This is a genomic window from Nocardia sp. GP40, from assembly GCF_050434125.1.
In the GTDB taxonomy this organism is placed as follows: Bacteria; Actinomycetota; Actinomycetes; order Mycobacteriales; family Mycobacteriaceae; genus Nocardia; species Nocardia albiluteola.
Map to the genome: position 1 here is coordinate 45,160 of NZ_JBNPVW010000008.1, position 23,041 is coordinate 68,200.

Consider the following 23,041-nt stretch of genomic DNA (forward strand, 5'->3'; position numbering starts at 1 on the left):
CCCGCGGCTCACGATGGAGTTCATGAGCAAACATAATCCACATTCCCTCCTCCCCGCCGGAAGCGCCCGGCACGACTACCTGCCCGCGGCCGGGTCCGATCTGATGTTGCCCGCCTTCGATCTGATCTCTCGGCTGTTCGGCACGCCCGCGCTGCACGATCGGCTCATCGAGCAGGCCGAGCTCGAGCCAGGACACCGGGTACTGGAAATCGGCTGCGGCACCGGCAATCTCGTCCTCAAGGCCAAGCGTGCCCAGCCCGACGCCGAGGTGACCGGCTCCGATCCGGACCCGAAGGCGCTGGCTCGCGCGGAGCGAAAGGCCCACGGCCTGAGTGGAATACGATTCGAGCGCGGCTACGCCCAGGAATTGCCTTACCCGGACCAGGAATTCGACCGGGTCCTCTCGGCGCTCATGCTCCACCACATCCCCACCGAGATCAAGGCCGCCGCCATCGCCGAGGCGTTCCGGGTGCTGCGCCCCGGCGGCCGTCTGCACCTGCTGGACTTCGGCGGCGACAGTACCCCGGCCGATGGCTTCCTCGCGCGGCAGATACAGCGCAGCCACGCCGTCGCGGGCAACCTGGGCGACAGCATCCCGCAACTCCTGAAGTCCGCCGGATTCGACTACACCCTGATCAGCTCCACGCCGCACCGCCACATGGGCCGCGTCGTCTGCTACCGAGCCACTCGCCCGGCGTAGACCTACCCGTCGCACAATGGCCCCGACTCCCCGCGATGGCGCGGCCTACCTGGTTAGACCCCGCTCGGAAGGGGAAGAGCGGTGTAGTCGGCCATGGTGTGCCCGGTCCGCCAGGGCCGCGCCACGCCCGAGGTCCACCAGCGCCACCACAGCGACGGATGCCTGGCCACCCAGCCGAAGACCGGCAGCGGATCGAAGTAGTTCGTCCGCACGATCGCCTTGCCGTCGCGCAGCTCGGAATCGCCACTCCATGGGCACGCCGCCCCTCCCGGTGATCGGCTATGTCGGACAGTCGGTTTGCAGTTTGTTGATGGCGGCCATGATCTGCGGCGCGGCCGAGGGCGAGGTCGCGTTCTGCAGGGCGTCGATGTATGCCTGCAGATCGGCCTTGCCCTGGGCGGTGGTCAGCCTGCCCTCCTGCCCACGCAGCTGCCCCAGGTATGCGTTGAGCTTCGGAGCCGCCTGACTCTGCGGCATGTTCTGCAGCGGCGCCAGGGTGGGAACCGCGTTCGAGCCGATGGGCCCCAGCACCGCGCAGTCCGAACCCAACGCCGACCCGGCCTGTGCCTGACCTGCCATAACGCCGGTCAACACGGTGGCAAGAGCCGAGATGACCAGCACGAGAGTCGTCCGTTTCTTCATGACAATCTCCCTCGAGAACCGATACCGAATGGTACCTCCGGGGCCGTCACCGCCAGTGGTGATCACCGACCGCCGCGGCCTCCGCACCACCGTCGGCGAAGATCACCTGCCCGGTCACGAAGCGGTTGTCCGGGCCGGATATTACCGATCCGCCACCGGTTCTCGCGCCAGCACCGATACCACGCGGTCTCCCATCGCGCGGCCGGCGGCGAGGAGTGGCTCGGTGGAGCGGAGCGTGCGGCTGAGGATGAAGGCGCCCTCGAGCGCCGACAGGACGGCCAGGGTCAGCTCGCGGGCGTCGGGTTCGGCCAGTCCGCGGCGGACGAAATACGTTGTGCCCTCGGCGATCCAGGAGGTCATGACCTCGGCGGCTATCTCGCGCAGATCCGGCTCGCTGTCGGCGATCTCGCCCGCGACGGTGGCGACCGGGCACATGTTGATCCAGCCGTTCTGCTCGATGGTCTCCGCGGCCGCGGCGAAGGCGGCGGGGACGGCCTCGCGCAGGTCCTCATACGGGTCCATGAGCAGCGGCAGCAGCTGGATGTATGCCGCGCCCGAGGTGCGCAAGGCCGCGGCGGCGATCTGCGGCTTGCCGCCGGGGAAGTGGTGATAGAGCGAGCCCATGGGGGCACGCGAGGCGGCGGTGATCTGTTTGACGGTGACGGCGCTGTAGCCGCGGCCGCGCATCAGCTCGCCGACCGCGGTGATCAACCGGTCTCGGGTTGACATCTTCTCGGCCATCCACCCAGACTAGAGCAAAAGCTCTAGAGCGTTCGCTCGAATGGAGGTCGAGATGCCGGTCGTCGAGATACCCGCAGGTCGGATCCACTACACGGAGCACGGCGACGGGCCACCGGTGGTGCTGCTGCACGGATTGCTGATGAATCACACGCAGTGGGACTCGGTCATCGGACGACTCCCGGCGGGTTTCCGGTACGTGCTGCCGGACCTGCCGCTCGGCGCGCATCCCGAACCGCTGCGCCCGGGCACAGACCTGAGCCTGCGCGGCATGAATCGCCTCCTCGCCGATTTCCTGGCGGCGCTCGAACTGCGCGATGTCACACTGGTTCACAGCGATTGGGGCGGCGGCCTGTTCCTCACCGCGTACGGCCTGGACGAACGCGTCGGACGGCTGATCGTGTTGCCCTGCGAGGCATTCGGCAATTTTCCGCCCGGCCTGCCCGGCAGGATGGCCATGGTCGCCGGCGCGCTACCCGGCGGCGTCACGCTGGCGTTGCGGCAGCTGCGGATCGGGTGGTTGCGCCGATCGCCACTGCTGTTCGGCTGGATGGCACGCCGCCCACTGCCGGACGAATTGGTACGCGGCTGGACCGAAGCCGGTCTGCACAACCGGGACATTCGGCGAGACCTGCTGGCCTACACCAGATCCAGCTTCCCTAAGGCTGAGCTGATCGCGAATACCGAAGCACTGCATAACTTCCCGGGCCATGCCCTCATTCTGTGGTCCTCGGCGGGCAAAGTCATGCCCCGCGAACACGGCCGCCGCCTGGCCGAGCTGATCCCCCACGCCCGGCTGGTCGAGATCGACGACGCCTACGTCCTGTCCATGCTCGACCGGCCCGAGGCCGTGGCCGCGGCGATGTCCGCCTTCCTGACCGACACCGCCGCCGAATCGAAAGGGCCGCTGCCACTTTCGTGACCGTCACGATCACTCGCCATCGCCCGGCGCGGGTTCTTCGCCGGGAAAGAGGATCGGGCTCACCACATACGGCCTCCGCCCGGGGCCCGGCTGGTTCGCCGCGAGCGGCGCGACGATCCCCTGGAAGCCCGCGAGCATCGCGTCGAGCTCCTCGGCACTGAGCCACAGGGTGCCCTGCCGGTAGCTCACCGAGTCCGCGAACGGGGCGGCTCCGGGCCGGTCGAGATACGCGTTGAACTCGGCGATCAGCACGGCCATCGACGCGGCGAACCCGCGCCGGTGATCGTCCGCGGTCATCGTGTCCCCCGCCTCCGGGGCGATCGTCGGGCGGTCGCCGCGCAGCCGGTAGAAGCGCTCCACCGCGCCGCGCACCCGCCGCTCGTCGCCGATCTCCAGCATTCCGCCGTCGACCAGCAGGCCGAGCTGCCGATAGATGCTCGTGCGCGGCACGTCGGGCAGGCGCTCGCACAGCTCGCTCGCGCTGCGCGCAGGCCTGCCGGACAGCGCCCGCACGATGCGCAGTCGCACGGGGTGCAGTAGCAACTCGGCGGGGTCCATAGCTCTACTATCCCATTTTTGGTACCATTTCCAAAATTGGAACTAATGGGGAGCGGGCATGACAAGAAATGCATCCGGACGCCGACTCACGGTGCGCGGCACCGAGATCTACCTCGAAGAAGCCGGTTCCGGCGACACCTGCGTGGTGTTCGAATCCGGAGCCGGGGCCGGGCGAATGCTGTGGGATCCGGTCGTGCCACTGGTCGGCGATATCGCGCGCACCGTCGCCTACGACCGCGCCGGGCGCGGGCGCAGCGGCCCGGCGAAATCACCCCAGAGCCTCGACGACATGGCCGACACACTCGTCGCCATGGTCGAAGCGCTCGCACCGACCCGGCTGATCCTGGTGGCGCACAGCATGGGCGGGCTGGTCGTCCGCCGGACCATCGAACGGCTCTCGCCCCACCCCGACGGGCTCGTGCTGGTCGACACCACCCCCGAGGCGGCCCCGATCTACGACGACTGGTCGGCCACGGCGCGGCAGACCGACCGAATTCTGGCCGTGCAGCAGGCACTCGCGCGCTCGCGCACGCTCATGCGCGTGCTGACCCGGCCCTACGGCCGCATGTTCCCCGCCGACACCTACGAGGCGATGCTGACCGACGACTTCTCTCCCGCGGGCATCGCCCAGAACCGACGCGAGATCGCGGCGGTCGCGAGCGGGATCGGCGAATTCCGAAGCCGCCCACCGAAACCGCCGCACTGCGACATCGTGCTCATCTCGGCATCCCGGGCCGACCGGATGCATGCCCGCAACCACGGCACCATCCGCGAGTACCAGCGCCGGTACGCCGAACAGGTCGGTGCGCGGTTCGAGGATGCGGACTGCGAACACGTGGTGCCCGCGGAGAAACCCGAACAGGTGGCCGCCGCGATTCGCCGCCTGGTGAGCGCGTAGACGTCCGGCTCAGAAGTCGTCGGGACAGCCGCAGGAGCCGCGGGTCCGCAGCGTCGCATCGAGGTGATGGACGCCGGGATCCATTGTGCGGCTGTCGATCTGCTCCAGGAGCAGATCGACAGCCAGTTCTCCCATCCGACGGGTCGGCTGCACCATGGTGGTGAGCCCCGGCCGGGTGTAGCGGGCGTATTCGATCCCGTCGAACGCAACCACCGCGAGATCGTCGGGCACGCGCAGGCCCGCGTCGTAGGCAGCGCGGAGCATGCCCATGGCCTGCAGGTCGCTGGTGACGAAAACCGCCGTGGGCCTGCGCGGTCCGGCGATGATCTCCGACAGGGCGCGGTAGCCGGCCGCGCCGCCGAAATCGGTCCGGACGATCGGCCCCTCGGGCAATCCCCCGGCGGCCAGCGCATTCCGGTAGCCCTGTACCCGATCGTCGGCCGTGGAGACGCGCGGCCCTGCCAGACAGGCGATCTCGCGGTGGCCGTGGCCGACGAGGTGGGCGACAGCCTGCTCCGCGCCGCCGACCGAATCGCACATCACGTGGGCGAACCGGACCGGATCGATGATGCGGTCCAGGGCTACCAGCACCATGTCCGCCGCCGCGCAGGCATCGCCGATGCCGGTCTCCCAGGACGACGAAATGGCAAGCATCCCTTCGACTCTGCGATCGATGAAGGTACGCACGTAGGCCTGCTCGCGCTCGGAATCCCCCGCGGCGTTGCCGACGAACAGCGGGTATCCCCGGGCGAACGCCGCCGCCTCGATCACCGCGGACAGCTCGGCGAAGAACGGATTGGCGCCGTCGGGAATCACCATGCCCAGCGCGTGCCCGCGATTCATCCGCAGGCTGCGCGCGGACATGTTGGGGCGGTAGCCGAGTTCGGCGATGGCGGCCTCGATACGGGCCCTGGTCGCCGGGGCCACCTGCCGCGGCCCGCCGTTGAGCACGTAGCTCACCAGAGCCGGGGAGGTACCCGCCAGGCGCGCCACGTCGGCCCGTGTCACTGCCATTCCAGCTCTCCTGTGTTCGCCTCGTGCGTCGTTGCCACGCTATTGCACCCAACCTCTTGACAGCGGGTGGGTCAGGTCACAGACTACTCATCAATTCGTGTTGATCAACACGAGTTGATGATCGGAACAGGGATAGGTCGTACCCCCATGAATGCTCGATTCAGGCGTGCAATGGCGCCGCTTGTCCTCGTCGGTGCGCTCGCCGCGGCCGCGTGTGGGCGCGGTGATCACAGCAGCTCCGGCGACTTCAAGATCGCCATCGTGACCCGCAATTTCACCAACCCCTACTGGGCCGCGCTGCGCGACGGCGCGATGGCCGAGGCAGCCAAGCTGGGTGTGAAGGTGACCGTGCAGGCCGGGCAGTCGGAGACGGACGCCGACGGGGAGAACGCGCAGATCTCCACCATGGCCGCGCAGGGCTTCGACTGCTTCGGCGTGGTTCCGGTCAACGGCACCAACGTCATCACCCCGCTCACCGCCGTCGCCCGCAAGAACATCCCGATCCTGGATCTGGACACCCAGATCGACCCGGACGCCTCCAAGGCGGCCGGGGTGAGCTACGCCAGCTTCATCGGCTCGGACAACGTCGAGGCCGGCAAGACCGCGGGCCAGGAGATGCTGAAGGCCCTGGGCGGCACCGGCAAGGTCGCGGTGCTGCAGGGCATCGCGGGTGAGCAGAACGGCATCAACCGCGACAAGGGCTTCAATGATGCGGTCGCCGGCAAGCTGCAGGTCGTCCAGGAGGCGCCCGCCGACTACGAGCAGGACAAGGGCCTGCAGGTCACCGAGGCGATCCTGAAGGCGCACCCGGATATCACCGGCATCTACGCCGCCAACGACACCATGGGCCTGGGCGCCGCGCAGGCGATCAAGAACGCGGGCAAGAGCGGGCAGATCAAGGTCATCTCCACCGACGGCATCCAGGCCGCGCTCGACGCGACCAAGTCGGGAAGCCTGACCGGCACCGTCACCCAGTACCCGTATGCCGAGGGGCAGATCGCCGTGCAGTCCTGCCTGGCCCTGCACCAGGGCAAGAAGCTGCCCGCCCGCGTGGTCTCCCCGATCGCATTCATCAACTCGGACAACGTCGCTGCGCAGATCTCCGCGTTCCCGAAGCCGATCGTCACCTTCGACAACCCGGTGGAAGGGCTGCTGAACAAGTGACCGCGGCAGATATCGCGCCCGCTGATCCCGGCCGGGACGCCAAAGACACGAAGGGCGACGGTGCGCGTGAGGGGCGCACGGAAATCCTTGCCAAGACAGCCGAATACGCGGCGCCGATCGCGCTGGTGCTGCTCTGGGCGGCGTTCTTCATCGCCACTCCGGACTTCCTGACCCTGTCCAACATCGGCGACCTGCTGGTCTCGGCCACCATCCTGACCGTGCTGGCCCTGGGTCAGCAGTTCGCGGTCACCGTTGGCGGCATCGATTTGTCGGTGGGCGCGAATCTGCCCTGGGCCGCAGCACTTCTCGGCTTCATGAACAGCCGCGGCTATCCGCTCGCGGTGAGTATCGCGGTGGCGATCCTGGGCGGGCTGGTGGTCGGCGTGCTCAACGGCTATCTGGTCGGCAAGCTGCAGATGACCGACTTCGTGGTCACCCTCGGCATGCTGAGTGTGATCAGCGGTCTGACACTGCTACTGACGCACGGCAATACGACCGCGGTGAGCTCGCCGTTCCTGTCCAAGTTCGCCCTGGACGGCATCGGCCCGGTGCGCTGGTTCTGGCTGATGGCGCTGATCGCGGCGCTCGTGGTGGCGGGCATCATCTTCCGCACCCGCATCGGCACGCATCTGCTCGCCACCGGCGGGCGCCTGGAGGCCGCGCGCGACACCGGCATCTCGGTGAATAAGATCCGGCTGTTCGCCTATGCCATGTCGGGGCTGCTGTGCGGCATCGCGGGGGTGATGCTCGTGGCGCGCAACGGCGGCGCGGATCCCTCACTGCAGACCACTTACCTGCTGAGTTCGATTGCGGCGGTGGTGCTGGGCGGGTCGTCGCTGAACGGTGGCAAAGCCTCGGTGCTGGGCACCGTCGCCGGGGCGGTGCTGTTCACCTCGCTGATCAACGGGTTCACCATCCTGGGCATCTCGCAGTACTACCAGCCGGTCGCGGTCGGCGCGGTGCTGCTGCTGGCCGCCGGCATCTCCCGCTTCCGAAAGTAGGTGCGAAACATGACCATTCCCCTGCTCGAGGCACGGGACCTGACCAAATCCTTCGATTCGGTGCGCGCCCTCGGCGGCGTCTCGCTGACCATTCCCGCGGGCGAGGTCACCGCGCTGGTCGGCGACAACGGCGCCGGAAAGTCCACGCTGGTGCGCTGTCTGACCGGCGTGCAGTCGCCCGACACCGGGCAGATCCTGTTCCGCGGCGAACCCGTCCGGCTGCGCTCCCCCGAGGACGCCCGCAAAATGGGCATCGAGACCGTCTACCAGGATCTGGCACTGATCGACGATCTGGCGGTGTGGCAGAACCTGTTCCTCAACCGGGAGCTGGTCTATCCGCTGGGAATCGTCAACCGGCGCAGGATGATCAGCCGCAGCGCGGAGATCATGCGCGAACTGGACGTGGACGTGCCCACGGTGCGCACGACCGTGCGACGGATGAGCGGCGGCCAGCGCCAGTCCATCGCGATCGCCCGCGCGGTGGCGTGGGGCGAGGCGATGGTGATCATGGACGAGCCGACCGCGGCGCTGGGCGTCCGGGAGACCGCTGCGGTGGAGAAGCTGGTGCGCAAACTGCGCGAGCGCGGGGTCACCGTGCTGATCATCAGCCACGATATGGCGCAGGTGATGCGGATCTGCGATAACGTCCGGGTGCTGCGGCGCGGTAGATCGGTAGCAGCGCATCCGATATCCGAGGTCGATGGAGACAAGTTGGTCGGGCTGATCACCGGGGCGACCCCCGGGAACCTGGAAGCCGCGGAGGCGGCGTCGTGAGCGGGCGGGCCTTCGGCGCTGCGGGCATCGCGGGGCGCCGGCGGAGCGAACCAACGAGCCAGCGCGCCACGCGCACGACGGAGCCGAGCGCCAGCGAGGTGGAGTCGTGAGCGTTGTCGTGATCGGCTCGGTGAACCGGGACGTGGTGAGCGAGGTGGCGCGGCTGCCCGCGCCGGGCGAGACGGTGCTGGCATTGGGCTCGCGAACCAATCTGGGCGGCAAGGGATCCAATCAGGCCGTCGCGGCCGTCCGTGCCGGGGGTCGAGTCGAGTTCATCGCCCGCGTGGGCGCCGATGCCGATCCCGGACTGTGGAAGTCGTTGCTGGAGTACGGCATCGGACTCGCGGCCGTGCGCGAGGTCCCCGACACCCGGACCGGGACCGCGTACATCACGGTGGCGGGCGGCGAGAATCAGATCGTCGTGGATCCGGGCGCGAACTTCCGCTGGGAGACCGATCACCAACTCGACGCACTGGTCGCCGAGACCGACCTGATCGGCACGGCGCAGGTCGTGGTCGCGCAGCTGGAAGTGCCTCTGCGCGTGGTGCATTGGGCCGCGGCGCGGGCCCGGCGATTCATTCTCAATGCCGCCCCGGCCACACAGCTGCCGGACGACCTGCTGCGCCGCTGCGATCCGCTGATCGTCAACGAATCGGAGCTCGCCGCCTTCGGCGGCGTGGTCCCGCACTCGCCCGAGAAGGCCTTCGAACAGGCACGCGCACTGTGCCTGAGCGGGGTGCCGTCGGTAGTGGCGACGCTCGGCTCCGCGGGCTCGGTGTGGGCGCGGCGCGAGTCGGGATACAACGCGGTAGCGGGCGCGTATCAGCCGGCGCCCCGGGTGGAATCGGTGGATTCGACCGGCGCGGGCGATGCCTTCGTCGGGGCCCTGGCCACGGCGCTGGCCGAAGGCACGGACCTCGGCGAGGCGGTCCGGACCGCCACCGCGGCCGGCGCCCTGGCCGTGCAGGCGCCCGGCACCCACAGCTCCTACCCCACCCGCGAGCAGATCGCGGCGACAATACCGACAGTGCCCGAGTCTCAGCCCCTCAGTTAGAGATTCGCGTCCCGGGCTGGGCACGAGATGAGAGCCGAGCACCCCCTTGCAATGCTTTTCGACAGGAGTCCCACCATGCGCACCACCGGCATCATTCACGCCGAACTAGCCTCGGCCCTCACGGGCCTGCGCCACACCGACCTGTTCGCGATCAGCGACTCCGGACTGCCGGTACCGACCGGGGTGCCGGTCATCGATCTGGGCATCAGCTACGGATTCCCCCACTTCGAACCGGTCCTGGACCTGATCCTGCACGAGGTCACCATCGAAGCCGCCTGGGCCAGCCGCGAGGTTTCCACCGAAAACCCGGACACCGCAACCCTTCTCGACGAACGAGTACACGCCGAGCTGATCGACCACGAGGATTTCAAGCACCGCATCGCCGATTGCCGCTTCGTCGTGCGGACCGGCGAGGCCCGCCCCTACGCGAATGTGCTGCTTCGCGCGGGAGTGCCCTGGTTGTAGGTCACTGCGTGCCCCCTCCGCCAGCGGCCGGATATACCCGGGCGGATCGGACAACCCGCGCGTGATCCCCGATCCAAATTCGTTTTGCTGACGAATAACCACTGTTTGTGCGTCATCACCTTCACGACCCGACGGCAGGGACCCACGACAGTGACCAACAGCATGATCCAGGAGAAGCAGGCGCCCGCAATCCCGGCGACGGCCGATCGCGCGGTGCTGTCGCCACGCCGAATCCGCACCGTGCTGACCGGGCTGATGCTCGGCATCTTCCTGGCCGCGCTCGATCAGAACATTGTGAGCGTGGCGATCGTGCGAATCGCCAACAGCCTGCACGGATTCGATCAGCAGGCCTGGGCGACGACGGCGTACCTGATCACCGCGACGATCACCACCCCGCTGTACGGCAAGCTGGCCGATATCTACGGGCGTAAGCCGCTGTATCTGACGTCGATCGCGCTGTTCCTGATCGGGTCCGCGGCCTGCGCGTTCGCCACCTCGATGTACGAGCTGGCCGGGTTCCGGGCGTTCCAGGGTTTGGGCGCGGGTGGGCTGATGGCGCTGGCGTTCACGATCCTGTCCGATATCGTCCCGCCGCGCGAGATCGTGCGGTACCAGGGCGGATTCATGGTGGTGTTCGGCGTCGCGACGGTGCTCGGACCGGTCCTGGGCGGCTTCCTGTCCAACTACGACAGGTTGCTTCTCGTGGACGGCTGGCGGTGGGTATTCCTGGTGAACGTGCCGATCGGGGTGGTCGCGTTCGCGGTGGTCGCGAGGGTACTCGACGTGCCGCACGCGCGCCAGGACCATCGGATCGACTGGTTCGGCACCCTAACGCTCACCGCCTGCGTGGTGCCGCTGCTCATCGTGGCCGAGCAGGGCCGGGAGTGGGGCTGGGGCTCGCACCGCGCGCTGATCTGCTACGGGATCGGGGCCGCGGGATTCGTGCTGTATCTGATCGCCGAGTTGCTCATGAAGGATGCGGCGCTGATTCCACTGCGCATGTTCCGCAGCTCGACGTTCAGCGTCGCCATCCTCGGCGGCATGATCGTGGGCGTCGCGATGTTCGGGGTCATCGTCCTGGTGCCGCTGTATTTCCAAGTGGTGCGCGGCTATTCGCCGACTCGCGCGGGACTGCTGATGCTGCCGCTGGTCGTGGGGATCATGGTCGGCGCGCAGCTGTCCGGGGTGGTCACCAAGCTCACCGGGCGGTACAAGATCCTGCCGGTGCTCGGCAGTTTCGCCTTCGCCGCCGGCGCGGGGCTGTTCGGCCGCGTCGAATACGACAGTCCGCTCTGGCAGCCGCTGTTGTATTGCGGGATCATCGGATTCGGTCTCGGTGGCTGCATGCAGACCCTGATCATCGCCGCACAGAACGCCTGCCGCCCCGAGGATCGCGGAACCTCCACGGCTACGGCCACATTCGTGCGTCAGATGGGCGGCACGCTCGGGGTGGCGGTCTTCCTGACCATCCTGTTCAATCTCGTCCCCGGACGAATCGTCGCGGCCTTCGGCGGACATCCGCCGGCCGCGCTCGGCGGTCGCCTCGCCGGACTGCAGCGCGACACCAGCGGCATCGTGGCCTTGCCGAAACAGCTCCGGATTCCGATCCTGACCGGATACACCGATGCGATGCGGGAGGTATTCCTCATCGCCGCCGCCGTCGCGGTGCTGGCCGGGATCGTGCTGCTGTTCATGAAAGAGATTCCGCTGCAGGATGATCCGCTCGCCGAGCCGATCATGTCCGTGGCCGTTCCGGATGACGCCGCGGAACTGCTGGACGATCCGGAGTCGGCGTCCGACCGCTTCGACGCGCTGCTCGCCCGGGTGGACGCCGGAACCGAGCACTGTGTCCTGGGCCGGGTCCGCCGCGACGACGGCCAGCCCGTCCCTCACGCCGCACTCACCCTGATAGACACACGCGGGCAGCAGGTATCGCGCACGACCGGCGACCCGGACGGCGACTTCCTCATCGCCGCACCGGAACCGGGAAGCTACGTGCTGATCGTCTCCGCGCAGGGCCATCAGCCGAACGCCACCGGAGTAGCGATCGGCTGGACGCCAAGGCAATTGGATGTGCTGCTGCACGGCGCCGGAGAGCTCTCGGGCGTGATCCGCTCGGCCACGACCGGCGCGCCGGTCCCAGACACCATCGTCACCCTCACCGACGAACAGGGCGAGGTGGTGGGCACGGCGGTCAGCTCCGTAGACGGCGCCTACCTCTGCCACGGCATCGTCCCGGGCACGTACACCCTGGTCGCCCTCGCGAAACACATGCGTCCCGGCGCCGCCACCCTGACCGTCCCCGGCAGCCGCATCCTGCACCACGACATCGTCCTGGCTCCCCGCGCGGTCCTCGCGGGATCGGTTCTCGCGGACGATAATCGCCCCGTCCACGACGCCCAGATCGCGATCCTCGACGCCACCGGCGACCTCACCGCCACCGTCCGCACCGACGACACCGGCCACTATCTGATCCCCGACCTCGCCGACGGCCAGTACACCGTCGTCGCCCGCGGCTATCCCCCGGTCACCAGCAGCATCACCGTCGCGGGCGGCGAGGCCACCCACCACGTCCGCGTCGGCTACTGGACCGACGCGTGAGCCCGGATCCACGACAGTGGGTCGCATCGAAGGCTGACGCCGGAAATTGCTTGCCGGGCAGTCCTACCGACGGGGCCGGACGACGATCGCCGCGCGCCTATACCAGAAATTCGCGGTATTTCCTTGATTGCCCGTGTAGCCCTCGATTTCCGACGCGAACGGCTCGAGCATCGACCTCGATGCGCCCGTGCACAATTCCTCATCCCAGACCTCACGCACCGCAGGCTCACCGGCCGCCCCGGACCGATCGATCAGCCACGTCAATGTGATGTCCGACCAGTGCAGCTCGCCGAGATCTTCCGATCCCGGGTCCACAGGAAGGTCGATGCTCACCGGAAGGCTCGCGGGGTCATCGAAAACCGGCTCCACCATTTCCCCGTCTTCATCGAACTCCATGTCAGCGCTTTCGACGCACTTCCACCCGCCCTCGACGCGCTCCCAGCGCTGACGATAAATCATCATCGTCGAGGTGTACTCGTCCTCCTCGTAGGAGTCCTCGACCTCCGCGAGCGCCAGCGACGTGTCGTATCCCGCGATGTCGGCCGCTGCGAGCATCAGCCCGGTACGGGCAGCATCGCCGCCCTTGAGCTGATCCCACCCGAATCCGTGCTGGGAATACTGATGATCCAGCAGGTAAACGAGTTGATGGGGTGGGCCTATCTCCCGCTGGCGATCGACGGACCACGTCGACAATTCCATCGGCGTTGTGAAATGCGCGCGTAGCTGCCCGGCCAGTAACGCGGCCGACGGATGTGTGGCGAACGCGGCGGTGTCCGGGCGGGTACGCCCCTTCGCCACGAGGTTGTAGGTCAACGTGATCCGGAAACCGTCGGTGACGGGCAGCACCTCATGCTCGCAGTCGCCATAGAACGCGACGAAGGACAGCTCCTCCGGCGAACCCTGGTCGGTGACCTTCGTGCCCTGCTGCTCGATCACCAACTCACCGCCGGTGAACGCCGAAGGCAGAGTCACCACCAATGTGCCGATCATGCTGTCGGCCTTCTCCGAATCCTGATGGCGCCGAAAGAATTGTCCTGGCTCATACACCAGCATCGAATGCAGCTCCGCCGACAACTCGCAGTCCGGCGCCAGACCCAGCTCAGCCCGAAGTGTGTCCAGCATGGGTAGCAACGTCTCGAGCCACCGCCGCTCGTCGACCGTCACCCGGTCGCGCGGAACCTCCCAGGTGTCACGAACATTCGCGTCCAGGAGGGTTTGCTCCCGCCGACCGTACCGCGCCGGCCGCGCGACCTCGCACAATCGTCGCGCCTGAACCGGCGTCACCGGCAACCGGATCGGCCCCACCCCAACCACCTCGATCACCAGGTTCTCCGCCGAGCTCGTCCGGCGCGTAGCAAATGACCCCGCCGCCGGCACCGAACCCATGAGCTCGCTGATCACCCGTAAAGTCTTGTCCGTCATGCACTTCTCTCGTGTTCGACAACATTTGCGGGCATCCTCGCAGAGCCCACCGACAACCCAGCCCTGAGGCGTATCGAAGAGTGTGCGTGCTGCTGACGGAAACGCCAAGCGTCGGTGACGATGTCGGCGATGCCAGCCTTCCGTGGTGTCCAGCCGAGTTCCCGGCGCGCCCGATCGGAACGGCTTCGATGCGCGCCAATGTCCTTGCACTGCTGTCGACTTCGAGCCGCAATGGTGACAGCACAGCTCAACTATGGGCGAGCTCGCGGGCGATGAGTGCGCCGATGACCGGTTCGAGCGTCTGGACATAGGCTGACCGTGAGGTGATTGTCGTCGCGGAACACCAGGGTGTTGCCAACGATGACGGGGCAGCGGACTGCGGTGCAGAACAGCGAGGTGAGGTCGTCGAACTGCCCGCCGCCGGCCATGGTTGCCGCCTGCTCGGCGGCGATACCCGCGTCGTTCACTGCGACCTGTCGCGTCGGAGAACACGCCGAAGCATCGTCGATATGTTCGGACAGGCATGTCGGCACGGTGGTGTGCGGATCCGGAACGGACCCCAGCACGAGGACCGCCGAGCCGATCACGCGCAGCTGGGCAACCAGGCGGGTCAGGGCGTCGATCCAGGCGTCGTAGGAGACGAAGCCGAAGTCGCCGCCATAACGCCGGGACATGTCCACCACGATCAGCCGCGGCCGTTCAGCCCGTAACCGGGACAGCACCTGACCGCGCCATTGTTCGCATTCGGTGTACTCCCGGCCCAAATAGGGGCTGGTGATAGGCAGGTCGAGCAGCGGGCAGGTGACCTTGGCCATGGTCTCCAGCCGCCATCCCCGTGCCGCGGCGATCGACTCGAAGGCCGGATTCCACATCCCCGCATGCGAATCACCGACCAGGGCCAGTCTGGTGGCGGAGTGCAGATCACCCGAGGCGCACTCGGCCTGGCCTACTTCCCGCCAGGAGCGCACGCAGCCATTGGTGAACACGTCGGCCTTGTCGCCGGACGCGATATCGAGTGAGGGCGTGAGATTCGATGGAACAGCTCGGATCTCGGCCGAGGCGGCGACTGCGGACTGCGTCTGCGTCATCAGCTGACTGACCGCCTCGTCGCTCGGGTCGACGACGGGAGCGACCGGTGCGGGCGATCTCATGAGCGTGAGGGACCGCGCCGCGCTGCCGTGGCCGACCGGGGCAGGCACGAGCATGAGCAGTGCCAGCGCCACGCAGAGAGCAACTGCGGTACATGCGCCCCCGCAGGCGAGGCTGAGCGTGGCCGAACGTCGCAATGGGGCCGCGAAGCGGATCGGATTCTCCACCCACCACCGGGTCAGCATGGCAAGCCCGCCGGCCAATACGACAGCACCGAGTGCGCCGACGCGGTCGAGCGGGCGGCCGAGTGCGTACGGTGCCAGCAGCAGCACGGGCCAGTGCCACAGATACCAGGTGTAGGACAGGCCGCCGATCGCCCGCACCTGCGCTGGAGCCAAGACCCGGCCGACACCGAATCGTGTTTCGGCACAGCCGGATACGATCACCAGAGCCGCACCCGCGACAGGCAGCAGTGCCGCGGTACCGGGATACTGCGTTCTGCCGTTCAGATGGACGCAGGCCGCGACGATCAGGACCAGACCGATCCATCCGGCGAGCACGGCCACCGATTTCGGCAACCGGGACCAGACGAGTGCCGAGAGCGCCACCATGCCACCGGCGGCCAGCTCCCAGGCCCGGGAGGGCAACGAGAAAAACGCCCACGGCGGCTGGGTACCGGCCCAGATCAGCGAGATCGTGAACGAGGCAGCAGCGACAACCGCGAGAACGATCAGGCACGGGAGCGTCGTGGCCGATCGGGGCGGCGCCGCCGCACGAACCAGACCGTCGCAACGATCAGCACCGGCCACAGCACATAGAACTGCTCCTCCACACCGAGCGACCAGAACTGCTGAAACGGTGACGGCGGCGCGTCGGCGGCGAGGTAGTCGGTGCCGTGCAGGGCGAGTCGATAGTTTCCGGCGTACAACGCGCTGGCGATCCCGTCGCCGAGAACCTGGCGGGCCTGCAGCGGCGGCAGCAGCACCGTCGCGACGACCGCGGTGGTGACCATCACGATGCCCGCCACGGGCAGCAGCCGACGCGCCCGCGCGCCATAGAACCGGGACAATTTGATAGTCCCGGTGGCCGTTGCCTCGCGGCAGAGGATTCCGGTGATCAGGAAGCCTGATATCACGAAAAAGACGTCCACGCCGACGAATCCACCACCGAACCCCGGCGTACTCGCATGGAAAAATACGACGGCCAGTACGGCGACTGCTCGCAATCCCTCGATATCGGGCCGAAATCTCTCCGGAGGCAACGATGCATCGTGAACCCGGTCTGCCTGCCGATTTATCAACCCGCTTCGCGCCGTCTCCGTCATGGGGCTGCATTCTCATCGATATTGTCGGCCGGGTCGCGAAGGCTCTCCGCACACCAGGTATTCCCTTCTCAATTCGTAGTGCGTCGCGGCGTGATTACGGTCGAATCGGGAGGTTTGCACGGTGCGTCCGACAGATTTCTACGATATCCCCGAAATGTCTTGCCATCTTCAAGGAATCGGTCACCATTTCGATCCGCATGCAGCCGGGACGGTATTCGGGTCAGGGGGTGTTGTCGGTCGCCAGTGAACACCTGATCATGTTGCTTCACAGTGTGACCCACGCATCGGACCAATTGATCATGGGCGGGACCGGGCGCAGCGACGAATCGAAACCCCGGGAAGTATCCCGCTGGGCAGCGTGTGTCGCTTGACTCTGACACCGTGTGAGACCGCAGACTCACTGGCGTGACCGACCCCTCGAACCTGATGTCCATCGGGCGCTTCTCCTCGCTGAGCAGGATCAGCGTGCGCATGCTGCGGCACTACGACGCCGGCGGGGTGCTGATTCCCGCGATCGTCGACAACAGCACCGGATAGACCACACCGTCTGGGGGATATCCCCCATTCCGATTCAGGGGATTTGCCGGATCTACCGCGATGGCGGGTGAAACTAGTGTTGCGTCAATGACTTCGACTCCGCGAAAGCGTCGCGCCATCGCAGCGAGCATTGCTGCGCTGCTCTGCGCAGTCCTGGCCACTACCGCCTGCGAGCCCGCTGTTTCCTCGTCCGCGGGGCGGCTGCGCCAGGACACCGAGGCGATCCACGCGCTGGGTATCAGCGGGGTGCAGGCCCGCGCGATCGCGCCCGATGGTGGGCAGTCGGTCGCCATCAGCGGCACCGCCGACCTGAACACCGGCAACCAGGTGTCTGCGGACGGCTATTTCCGCATGGCCAGTACCTCCAAGACGCTGATTGCCGCCGTCGTCCTGCAGCTCGAGGCCGAAGGCATACTGGGTGTGGACGACACGGTCGAGCGCTGGCTGCCCGCCGTGGTGCAGGGTCATGGCAATGACGGCGGCCGAATCACGCTCCGCCAGTTGCTTCAGCACACCAGCGGCATCCACGACGACCTGCCCGGATACACCACGGCGGCGGAGTACTACCGGCAGCGTCACGACGTGTACAGCTCCGAGCAGCTGGTCGCCCGCGCCATGGTTCATACACCGGACTTCGCGCCCGGTCAGGGCTGGGCGTACTCCAACACCGGCTACAGCCTGCTCGGCATGGTCATCCAGAAGGCCACCGGTCACCCTGCCCACCAGGAGATCGAGGCCCGCATCCTGCGCCCGCTCGGCCTCGACGAAACCCGTTGGCTCGGCACCACACCCACGCTCCCGGATCCGCACGCCACCGCCTACCAACTCTTCAGCGCCGATTCCCGGGTGGATGTCACCGGCCAGACAGCAGTCGACCCCGAAATCCTGTCCTGGGTCACGACCACGCGAGACGAGAACACTTTCTTCCGTGCGCTACTGGGGGGCCGTGTTCTCCCCGCCCGCCAACTGGCCGAAATGAAGCAGACCGTCCCCGTGAGCGCGGAGGTCCAACGGCTATGGCCCAACGGGCATTACGGCCTCGGCCTGGTCCAACGCCCACTGTCCTGTGGTGGCACCTACTGGAGCCACGAGGGTGGAGACGGCGGCTACATCACTCTGAACGGCGTCACCGACGACGGCGCCCGCAGCGCCGTCGTCTCCATGTCCGAGGCCCGCGGCGACACCCCCGAACACATGCTCGCCCAGGAAAACTCGGCCAGTACCCTGATCGACCACGCCCTATGCTGAGCGCTGGAGAACCGGAACCGGGCCAGCCGACGACGAGCGGACTTCCCGCTGAGGTCGGCGTGAGCCAGCCCCATAGGAGGCGCCTGGTCGCCGCGGCCGAGGCACCGAATCTGGGCCTGGACGTGCGCAACGTGCAACCCATCGGACGGCGACCACCACGCATCCGGGTTCTGTGCGAGTAAGGAATCCCGCGCCGGACAATGGATGTGGCATCCATGATGCCCGTGGTGCCAGCTGAGTACGTCGGCTCGTTCGTGGGCAGGGGCGGCATGTGGCGATGCGGGGTGATCCCGTCGCCAGCCGCACCGTCGAGGAATATCCGCTGGAACAGCGGGGAGGTGAGTTCGAAGCACGACTGGCCGTCGGCGAGGACGTAGACGTCGGAGTACACCAGGGCGCTCACCCGTTCGGGAATGCGGTCGGCGACACCGGTGATGACCATGCCGCCATAGCTGTGTCCCACCAGGATGACGTCGTCGAGTCGCTCGAATTCCACGACCGACACGACATCGTGGATATGGGTGTCCAGATTCGTTGTGGGCGAGAGTAAATGGCTACGATCGCCCACTCCTGTGAGAGTTACCGGATAGGCGGTGTGCCCGTGTCGGCGAAGCTAGTTCGCGAGATCCGAGTACCACCATGCGGCCGGGTCGTGGATCACGTTCTCGCTGAACTGGATTCGCCTGCGGTGAAAGTCACACGGATGCGGATGACCCCCTCGTCGACCTGGTCGTCCATAGATGCGCCAAGGGTGCTCGCCTATGACAGGCGAGCAACCGTTGTCGCTGCCCTCATGTTCGGTTCGGCCCTGGGCCCTGGGCATTTTCGCGGCGAGTCCGCAATTCCAGGACGGCCATGAGCGCGGTCGGCACGACTGCCAGCACCGACGCGGCCAGCACCCAGGCGAACGTCACCGCAAATGCTGACGCCGGATCGGGGTGCTCGACGCCCTTGTCGTGCAGGTGTTGTTGCAGGACGACCACAAAGGCGGCCGTTCCGATGGAGCCGCCGACGCGCTGCATGACGGTGAGTTGCGGTGTGGCGTCGATGATCTGGGACGGAGTGAGATTACGCAGGGCGGCGGTCATGGCGGGCATGGCCGCCAAGCCGATTCCGAGGCCGCGCACGACCATGGCGCAGCCGAGCAGCCAGTACGGGGTGTCGTCGGCAATCAGCATGAACGGTATGGTCGCCACGCAGCCGACTAGCGCACCGAGCAAGCAGGTGAAAGCACCGACCCGTTCGTAGAGCCGGGCGGACATCCCCATGGCGACGGCCGCACCGATGCCCTGCGGCGCCATGAGCAGTCCGGTGTGCGCGGCATCCTGATGGCGAACCAGCTGAAAGTACAAGGGCAGCAACACCATCGCGCCGAAGGTCACCGCTCCGATCACGAATGTCGAGACTGTGCCGGCCGCAAAGAAACGATCCCGCCACAGCCGCAGGTCCAAAACGGGGTTGGGGATCCGCAGCGAGCGCATCACAAACAGCACGGTGCACACCGTTCCGCCGCAGAGCGTGAGGAGCACCCGCGTAGCAGTAAGCCCGTGTGACGCTGCCTCGGAGAGCCCGTAGGTGATGCCCACCATCCCGGCCGAGACCAGGATCAGTCCCACCGTGTCCAGGACGCCGGCCGGTTCGCCCGGCTCGTCCGCGGGCAACAACCGTGCGGCGAGTACCAGCCCGATGACGCCGATGGGCGCGTTGATCAGGAAGATCCACTGCCACCCCGCGTAGTCGAGCAGCAGCCCGCCGATGGTCGGTCCAATGATCGGCGTCAGCACCATGGGTATGCCCGCGGCCACCATGGCTCTGGCCATTCCCTGTCGCCCGGCGGCGGTCACCAAGATCATCTGCCCGACGGGGATCATGACCCCGGCTCCGAGGCCCTGCGCGACTCGGGCGACGACCAATAGGCCGACGCTGTTCGCGGCCGCGCATGCGACCGAGGCGAGGGTGAACGCCAGCAGCGCACCGATATACAGCCGTTTGACCCCCACTCGGCGTGCCGCCCAACCGGTCACCGGCAGCACCGCCGCCTGTACCAGCAGGTACGCGGTGACGACCCACTGGATCGTGTCGAGGGTGCCGCCGAGGTCGGCAGCGAGCGATTTCAAGGCGACATTGACGACGGTCGCGTCCAGGAACGCCAGGATCGCGCCGAACAGTACAACCACGATGGCCCGTCGCGCTGACGGGCTGAGTGCCGGCCGGTCGACGGTCGCTTCGGATGGATTCGAGATGCTCACCCCCGAAGTGTCATCCATTGGGATAAGTAAGTCAACCAATTGGATGACATCCTTTCGGGTGACTCAATCACCCAGAGCGGTACAATGCTCGAATGGCAACCGAGCCCGACGCCGCCACAGACCCCACCCCTTCCGTCGCGGGCCGTCGCCCCCGCCGCGCGCCCAGCGCTGCAGATCGCCGTCGCGATGCCGAACGCTCGCGCCAGGCCCTGCTCGACGCCGCGCTGGACGAGTTCGCAGCCAAGGGTTTCGATGGCGCTCGGGTGCAGGAGATCGCCGACCGGGCCGGGGTCAACAAGCAGCTGATCGCCTACTACTTCGGCGGCAAAGAGGGCCTCTATCGAGAGATCCAGCGCGGCTGGCCTGCGGCCGAGGCCGAGCGCGCCGATCCGGAACTCCCCCTCGAGGAGGTGGCCGCGCGCTACCTCTCCGCAGTGCTGGAAGATCCAAGGCCTGCGCGGCTGTTGGTGTGGCGTGGGCTCACCGGAAGCGGTACGGCCACCGACTATCTCGACGGGGCCGACACGGTCGAGGCCGATCTGGCCAATCTGGCCCGAGCTCAGGAACGCGGAGAGATCGACCGGGACTTGGATCCGGCCTTCGTGCGCATGGCGGTCATGGGCATGATCCTGGCCCCGGTCATGCTGCCCGAGACCGCTCTACAGGCGACTGGAAAACTGCCTGGCTCACCGGAATTCGAGGAATATTACAGCGGGCAGTTGCGCAGGCTGCTCCGCCTTCTAGGACGGTGACGCCGAGTTAGGTGAGGGCTCTTCGTCGGCGGTGTCGACGTGCCTTGCCACACTCGGGGGTCTGCAACGCGCATCGGTGGACGGTGAAGCCGAAGGGCCGAACACGGCCCTTCGGACGATTGGACGCGATCTTCCGTACTTGGCGAGAGCTCGAATTTGGCTGGTGTTACTGCCCGGCCTCGCGTTGTGCGAACCAGCGCACGACCTGAGCTGTTCCACCGATTCCGGACCCGTTGTGGTCGACCGGACCGACGTCGACGATCGGGGCGTCGACACCTCGCCGCTGCAACGCGGCACGGCACTGTGCGCTGTTGTCCGCGGCGACGTCGGTGTCTTTTTCTCCAACGTAAAGTCGGATGGGCAACCGCGGGGTCCAGTCGGTGCAGGTGCTGTCAGAAACACGCAAGGCGTCGGCCAGTGCGCCGGTCGGATTGCGCAACATATCCACAGCATGTGGAGTCAGTAGCTGATCGATGCTTTCCGGGAAGCCTTGGTGCAGTTCATTGCCGGAATGTGAGCCGTCCAGCAGCTGATCCATCGTGGCGTCGTAGGGCGGCTGAAATACTTCGCTCGGCGAGCCGTACAGATGATGTAAGTGGTTCCAGGACACCAAGAAATAGGCCGCATAGAAGCCAGCGGACGCCGGGTCCAGGGTGGTGTGGTCCAACGCGGCGGGCATTTGCACGCCCCCCAGGGCGAACGGCCCACCGATCGCCGCGACCGCGGCGGCTCGCCAGGAACTGTCGGCACCGTTCTGCAGCACTCGCGCCAGCCCCATCGCCGCCGGTCCCCCCTGTGAGAAGCCCGTGGCATAAACCTTGCCGCTCAACTGCTGTCCGAGCGCGGCGGCCTCGCTGCGCGCGGCTCGCAAAAGCAGCACACGGGGAGTGGTCAGGAGCCGCGGCGCGGGTTGAGTTCGGCGTGGGCGCGTAGCAGGTCGTGGCAGATGCGGTCGTCGATTGGCCGGATTGCCTCGCGCAGGGTGAGGCCGGAGACCCGGGGCAGCCGCTCACGCAGCCAGTCGGCGATCTCCTGTGGGTGATGCTTGGCGCCCTCGCGCAGCGACCAGCCCAGTGCCTTGCGCACGAAGAACCGGGAGTCGATCAGCAGTGGGTCGGCGAGCTCGGAGAATCCTGGGAAGTAGTCCGGGAATTCGCCCCGGTCGCGCAGCGCCGGCAAGTACGAGAGGATGCCACCGCGGCGCACCCACTGATGGTCGTCACGGCTCCAGCGCAGCACGTCCTCGGCGGTCTCCGGTAGCCGCAGCAGCAGGGCGCCGGCCACCTTGGGGGCGATCAGGTCGACGTGCGCCCAGGTCTGGCACTTGCGCAGCAGCTGCTCCAGATAGGCGGTGTCCTGGTGTTCGAGCAGGTCGGCGCTGCCCTGCAGGAGCAGAGCGACGCAGGAGCGGAACTCGTGAACCGGTGGGGCCCACAGCTCCTCGGTGAGCTCCAGGAGGGTGTCGTGGTCGAGCCGGGGGTGTCGGCGCAGGAAGTTGCGTACCACGGTTCGCATGGCGGGCAGCGGTACGCCGATGTGCTCCAGTGGGCTCTTCAGGTAGGCCTTCTCGCCCTCGGCCCGTCCGCGTACGGCACTGTCCTCCAGCGCGGCCCTGAGTTGGTCGGCGAGAACCGGGGCGGGCGGGGTGGCCGAGGGGGGTGTGCGGGTCATCAAGGCATCTTCTCGGTCGTACAGGGCCGGACATGCGGACTGCCTGGCGTCCGCTGCGGCCCCCGGTGCAGCGGTACACGTCCTGCCGGATCGCCCCCGGTGCTGGATGTCCGGGCCTTTGAAGAAGGTCGGGGCCTTTCGCGGGCACGAGTGCGGCCGCGAGGCGGATGCCCCGCCGCAGTTGACTCAGCTGCTTGTCGGGGGCCCGATCCGGCCGG

General features: G+C 67.3%; 20 protein-coding genes and 3 pseudogenes. 12 read left to right on the forward strand and 11 right to left on the reverse strand.

Going from position 1 to position 23,041, the window contains the following annotated elements; genetic code table 11:
* The first annotated feature begins 22 nt into the window (after window positions 1-22).
* Window positions 23-700: a class I SAM-dependent methyltransferase gene (locus ABH933_RS24110; RefSeq protein ID WP_429421316.1), complete on the forward strand. Its 678-nt coding sequence runs from the start codon at window positions 23-25 to the stop codon at window positions 698-700.
* 53 nt (window positions 701-753) lie between these two features.
* Here the strand turns inward: ABH933_RS24110 and ABH933_RS24115 are convergent, their stop codons facing one another.
* From ABH933_RS24115 to ABH933_RS24125, 3 genes are all read right to left on the reverse strand, one after another.
* Window positions 754-912: a hypothetical protein gene (locus ABH933_RS24115; protein WP_429421314.1), complete on the reverse strand. Its 159-nt coding sequence runs from the start codon at window positions 910-912 to the stop codon at window positions 754-756.
* 67 nt (window positions 913-979) lie between these two features.
* Window positions 980-1,342 carry a hypothetical protein gene (locus ABH933_RS24120; RefSeq protein WP_429421313.1) on the reverse strand — a complete coding sequence of 121 codons (363 nt, stop codon included), beginning with the start codon at window positions 1,340-1,342 and terminating at the stop codon, window positions 980-982.
* Window positions 1,343-1,483: 141 nt separating this feature from the next.
* A complete protein-coding gene (locus ABH933_RS24125; protein ID WP_429421311.1) occupies window positions 1,484-2,083 on the reverse strand; it encodes a TetR/AcrR family transcriptional regulator in 600 nt (199 codons plus the stop codon).
* Window positions 2,084-2,135: 52 nt separating this feature from the next.
* On the opposite strand from ABH933_RS24125, the gene ABH933_RS24130 reads away from it, so the two are divergent.
* Window positions 2,136-3,002 (forward strand): alpha/beta fold hydrolase, encoded by an 867-nt coding sequence (locus ABH933_RS24130; protein ID WP_429421399.1) that lies wholly within the window; start codon window positions 2,136-2,138, stop codon window positions 3,000-3,002.
* A gap of 9 nt (window positions 3,003-3,011) precedes the next feature.
* Here ABH933_RS24130 and ABH933_RS24135 read toward each other — a convergent pair whose 3' ends face one another.
* Window positions 3,012-3,560, reverse strand: coding sequence for a helix-turn-helix domain-containing protein (locus ABH933_RS24135; protein ID WP_429421309.1), 549 nt, complete (start codon window positions 3,558-3,560; stop codon window positions 3,012-3,014).
* 58 nt (window positions 3,561-3,618) lie between these two features.
* Here ABH933_RS24135 and ABH933_RS24140 point away from each other — a divergent pair, with 58 nt between their 5' ends.
* A complete protein-coding gene (locus tag ABH933_RS24140) occupies window positions 3,619-4,458 on the forward strand; it encodes an alpha/beta fold hydrolase (protein WP_215917589.1) in 840 nt (279 codons plus the stop codon).
* A 9-nt stretch (window positions 4,459-4,467) separates the two neighbouring features.
* Here ABH933_RS24140 and ABH933_RS24145 read toward each other — a convergent pair whose 3' ends face one another.
* Window positions 4,468-5,472, reverse strand: coding sequence for a LacI family DNA-binding transcriptional regulator (locus ABH933_RS24145; protein ID WP_429421307.1), 1,005 nt, complete (start codon window positions 5,470-5,472; stop codon window positions 4,468-4,470).
* A gap of 171 nt (window positions 5,473-5,643) precedes the next feature.
* Here ABH933_RS24145 and ABH933_RS24150 point away from each other — a divergent pair, with 171 nt between their 5' ends.
* The 6 genes from ABH933_RS24150 to ABH933_RS24175 all read left to right on the forward strand — a co-directional run bounded on the left by ABH933_RS24150 (window position 5,644) and on the right by ABH933_RS24175 (window position 12,531).
* On the forward strand, window positions 5,644-6,636 hold the full coding sequence (locus tag ABH933_RS24150; RefSeq protein ID WP_429421305.1) for a sugar ABC transporter substrate-binding protein: 993 nt from the start codon (window positions 5,644-5,646) through the stop codon (window positions 6,634-6,636).
* Window positions 6,633-7,637, forward strand: a complete 1,005-nt coding sequence (locus tag ABH933_RS24155) for an ABC transporter permease (RefSeq protein WP_429421303.1) — start codon at window positions 6,633-6,635, stop codon at window positions 7,635-7,637. Before ABH933_RS24150 ends, ABH933_RS24155 begins: the two co-directional genes overlap by 4 nt.
* Window positions 7,638-7,646: 9 nt before the next feature.
* A complete protein-coding gene (locus ABH933_RS24160; RefSeq protein WP_429421301.1) occupies window positions 7,647-8,411 on the forward strand; it encodes an ATP-binding cassette domain-containing protein in 765 nt (254 codons plus the stop codon).
* Between the two features lie 106 nt (window positions 8,412-8,517).
* On the forward strand, window positions 8,518-9,465 hold the full coding sequence (locus ABH933_RS24165) for a ribokinase (protein ID WP_429421299.1): 948 nt from the start codon (window positions 8,518-8,520) through the stop codon (window positions 9,463-9,465).
* A gap of 75 nt (window positions 9,466-9,540) precedes the next feature.
* Window positions 9,541-9,930 (forward strand): D-ribose pyranase, encoded by a 390-nt coding sequence (gene rbsD, locus ABH933_RS24170; RefSeq protein WP_215917584.1) that lies wholly within the window; start codon window positions 9,541-9,543, stop codon window positions 9,928-9,930.
* 150 nt (window positions 9,931-10,080) lie between these two features.
* Window positions 10,081-12,531 (forward strand): MFS transporter, encoded by a 2,451-nt coding sequence (locus ABH933_RS24175; protein ID WP_429421297.1) that lies wholly within the window; start codon window positions 10,081-10,083, stop codon window positions 12,529-12,531.
* Between the two features lie 63 nt (window positions 12,532-12,594).
* Here the strand turns inward: ABH933_RS24175 and ABH933_RS24180 are convergent, their stop codons facing one another.
* Together ABH933_RS24180 and ABH933_RS24185 are read right to left on the reverse strand one after the other, a co-directional pair.
* The gene (locus tag ABH933_RS24180) at window positions 12,595-13,953 is read right to left on the reverse strand and encodes a 2OG-Fe(II) oxygenase (RefSeq protein WP_429421295.1); all 1,359 of its coding nucleotides are present in this window, start codon (window positions 13,951-13,953) and stop codon (window positions 12,595-12,597) included.
* 247 nt (window positions 13,954-14,200) lie between these two features.
* Window positions 14,201-16,366: pseudogene (locus tag ABH933_RS24185) on the reverse strand (acyltransferase family protein).
* Between the two features lie 426 nt (window positions 16,367-16,792).
* Between ABH933_RS24185 and ABH933_RS24190 the strand changes: the two are divergent.
* Window positions 16,793-16,900: pseudogene (locus tag ABH933_RS24190) on the forward strand (MerR family DNA-binding transcriptional regulator); the annotation flags it as partial.
* A gap of 90 nt (window positions 16,901-16,990) precedes the next feature.
* Window positions 16,991-18,151, forward strand: a complete 1,161-nt coding sequence (locus ABH933_RS24195; protein ID WP_429421293.1) for a serine hydrolase domain-containing protein — start codon at window positions 16,991-16,993, stop codon at window positions 18,149-18,151.
* Window positions 18,152-18,374: 223 nt separating this feature from the next.
* Here the strand turns inward: ABH933_RS24195 and ABH933_RS24200 are convergent.
* Together ABH933_RS24200 and ABH933_RS24205 are read right to left on the reverse strand one after the other, a co-directional pair.
* Window positions 18,375-18,719: pseudogene (locus tag ABH933_RS24200) on the reverse strand (alpha/beta fold hydrolase); the annotation flags it as partial.
* A gap of 223 nt (window positions 18,720-18,942) precedes the next feature.
* On the reverse strand, window positions 18,943-20,400 hold the full coding sequence (locus tag ABH933_RS24205) for a DHA2 family efflux MFS transporter permease subunit (RefSeq protein ID WP_429421291.1): 1,458 nt from the start codon (window positions 20,398-20,400) through the stop codon (window positions 18,943-18,945).
* 92 nt (window positions 20,401-20,492) lie between these two features.
* On the opposite strand from ABH933_RS24205, the gene ABH933_RS24210 reads away from it, so the two are divergent.
* Window positions 20,493-21,152: a TetR/AcrR family transcriptional regulator gene (locus ABH933_RS24210; protein WP_429421289.1), complete on the forward strand. Its 660-nt coding sequence runs from the start codon at window positions 20,493-20,495 to the stop codon at window positions 21,150-21,152.
* Between the two features lie 166 nt (window positions 21,153-21,318).
* Here ABH933_RS24210 and ABH933_RS24215 read toward each other — a convergent pair whose 3' ends face one another.
* Both ABH933_RS24215 and ABH933_RS24220 read right to left on the reverse strand, forming a co-directional pair.
* A complete protein-coding gene (locus ABH933_RS24215; protein ID WP_429421287.1) occupies window positions 21,319-22,032 on the reverse strand; it encodes a hypothetical protein in 714 nt (237 codons plus the stop codon).
* Between the two features lie 11 nt (window positions 22,033-22,043).
* Window positions 22,044-22,823, reverse strand: a complete 780-nt coding sequence (locus ABH933_RS24220) for a DNA alkylation repair protein (protein ID WP_429421285.1) — start codon at window positions 22,821-22,823, stop codon at window positions 22,044-22,046.
* Window positions 22,824-23,041: the final 218 nt, after the last annotated feature.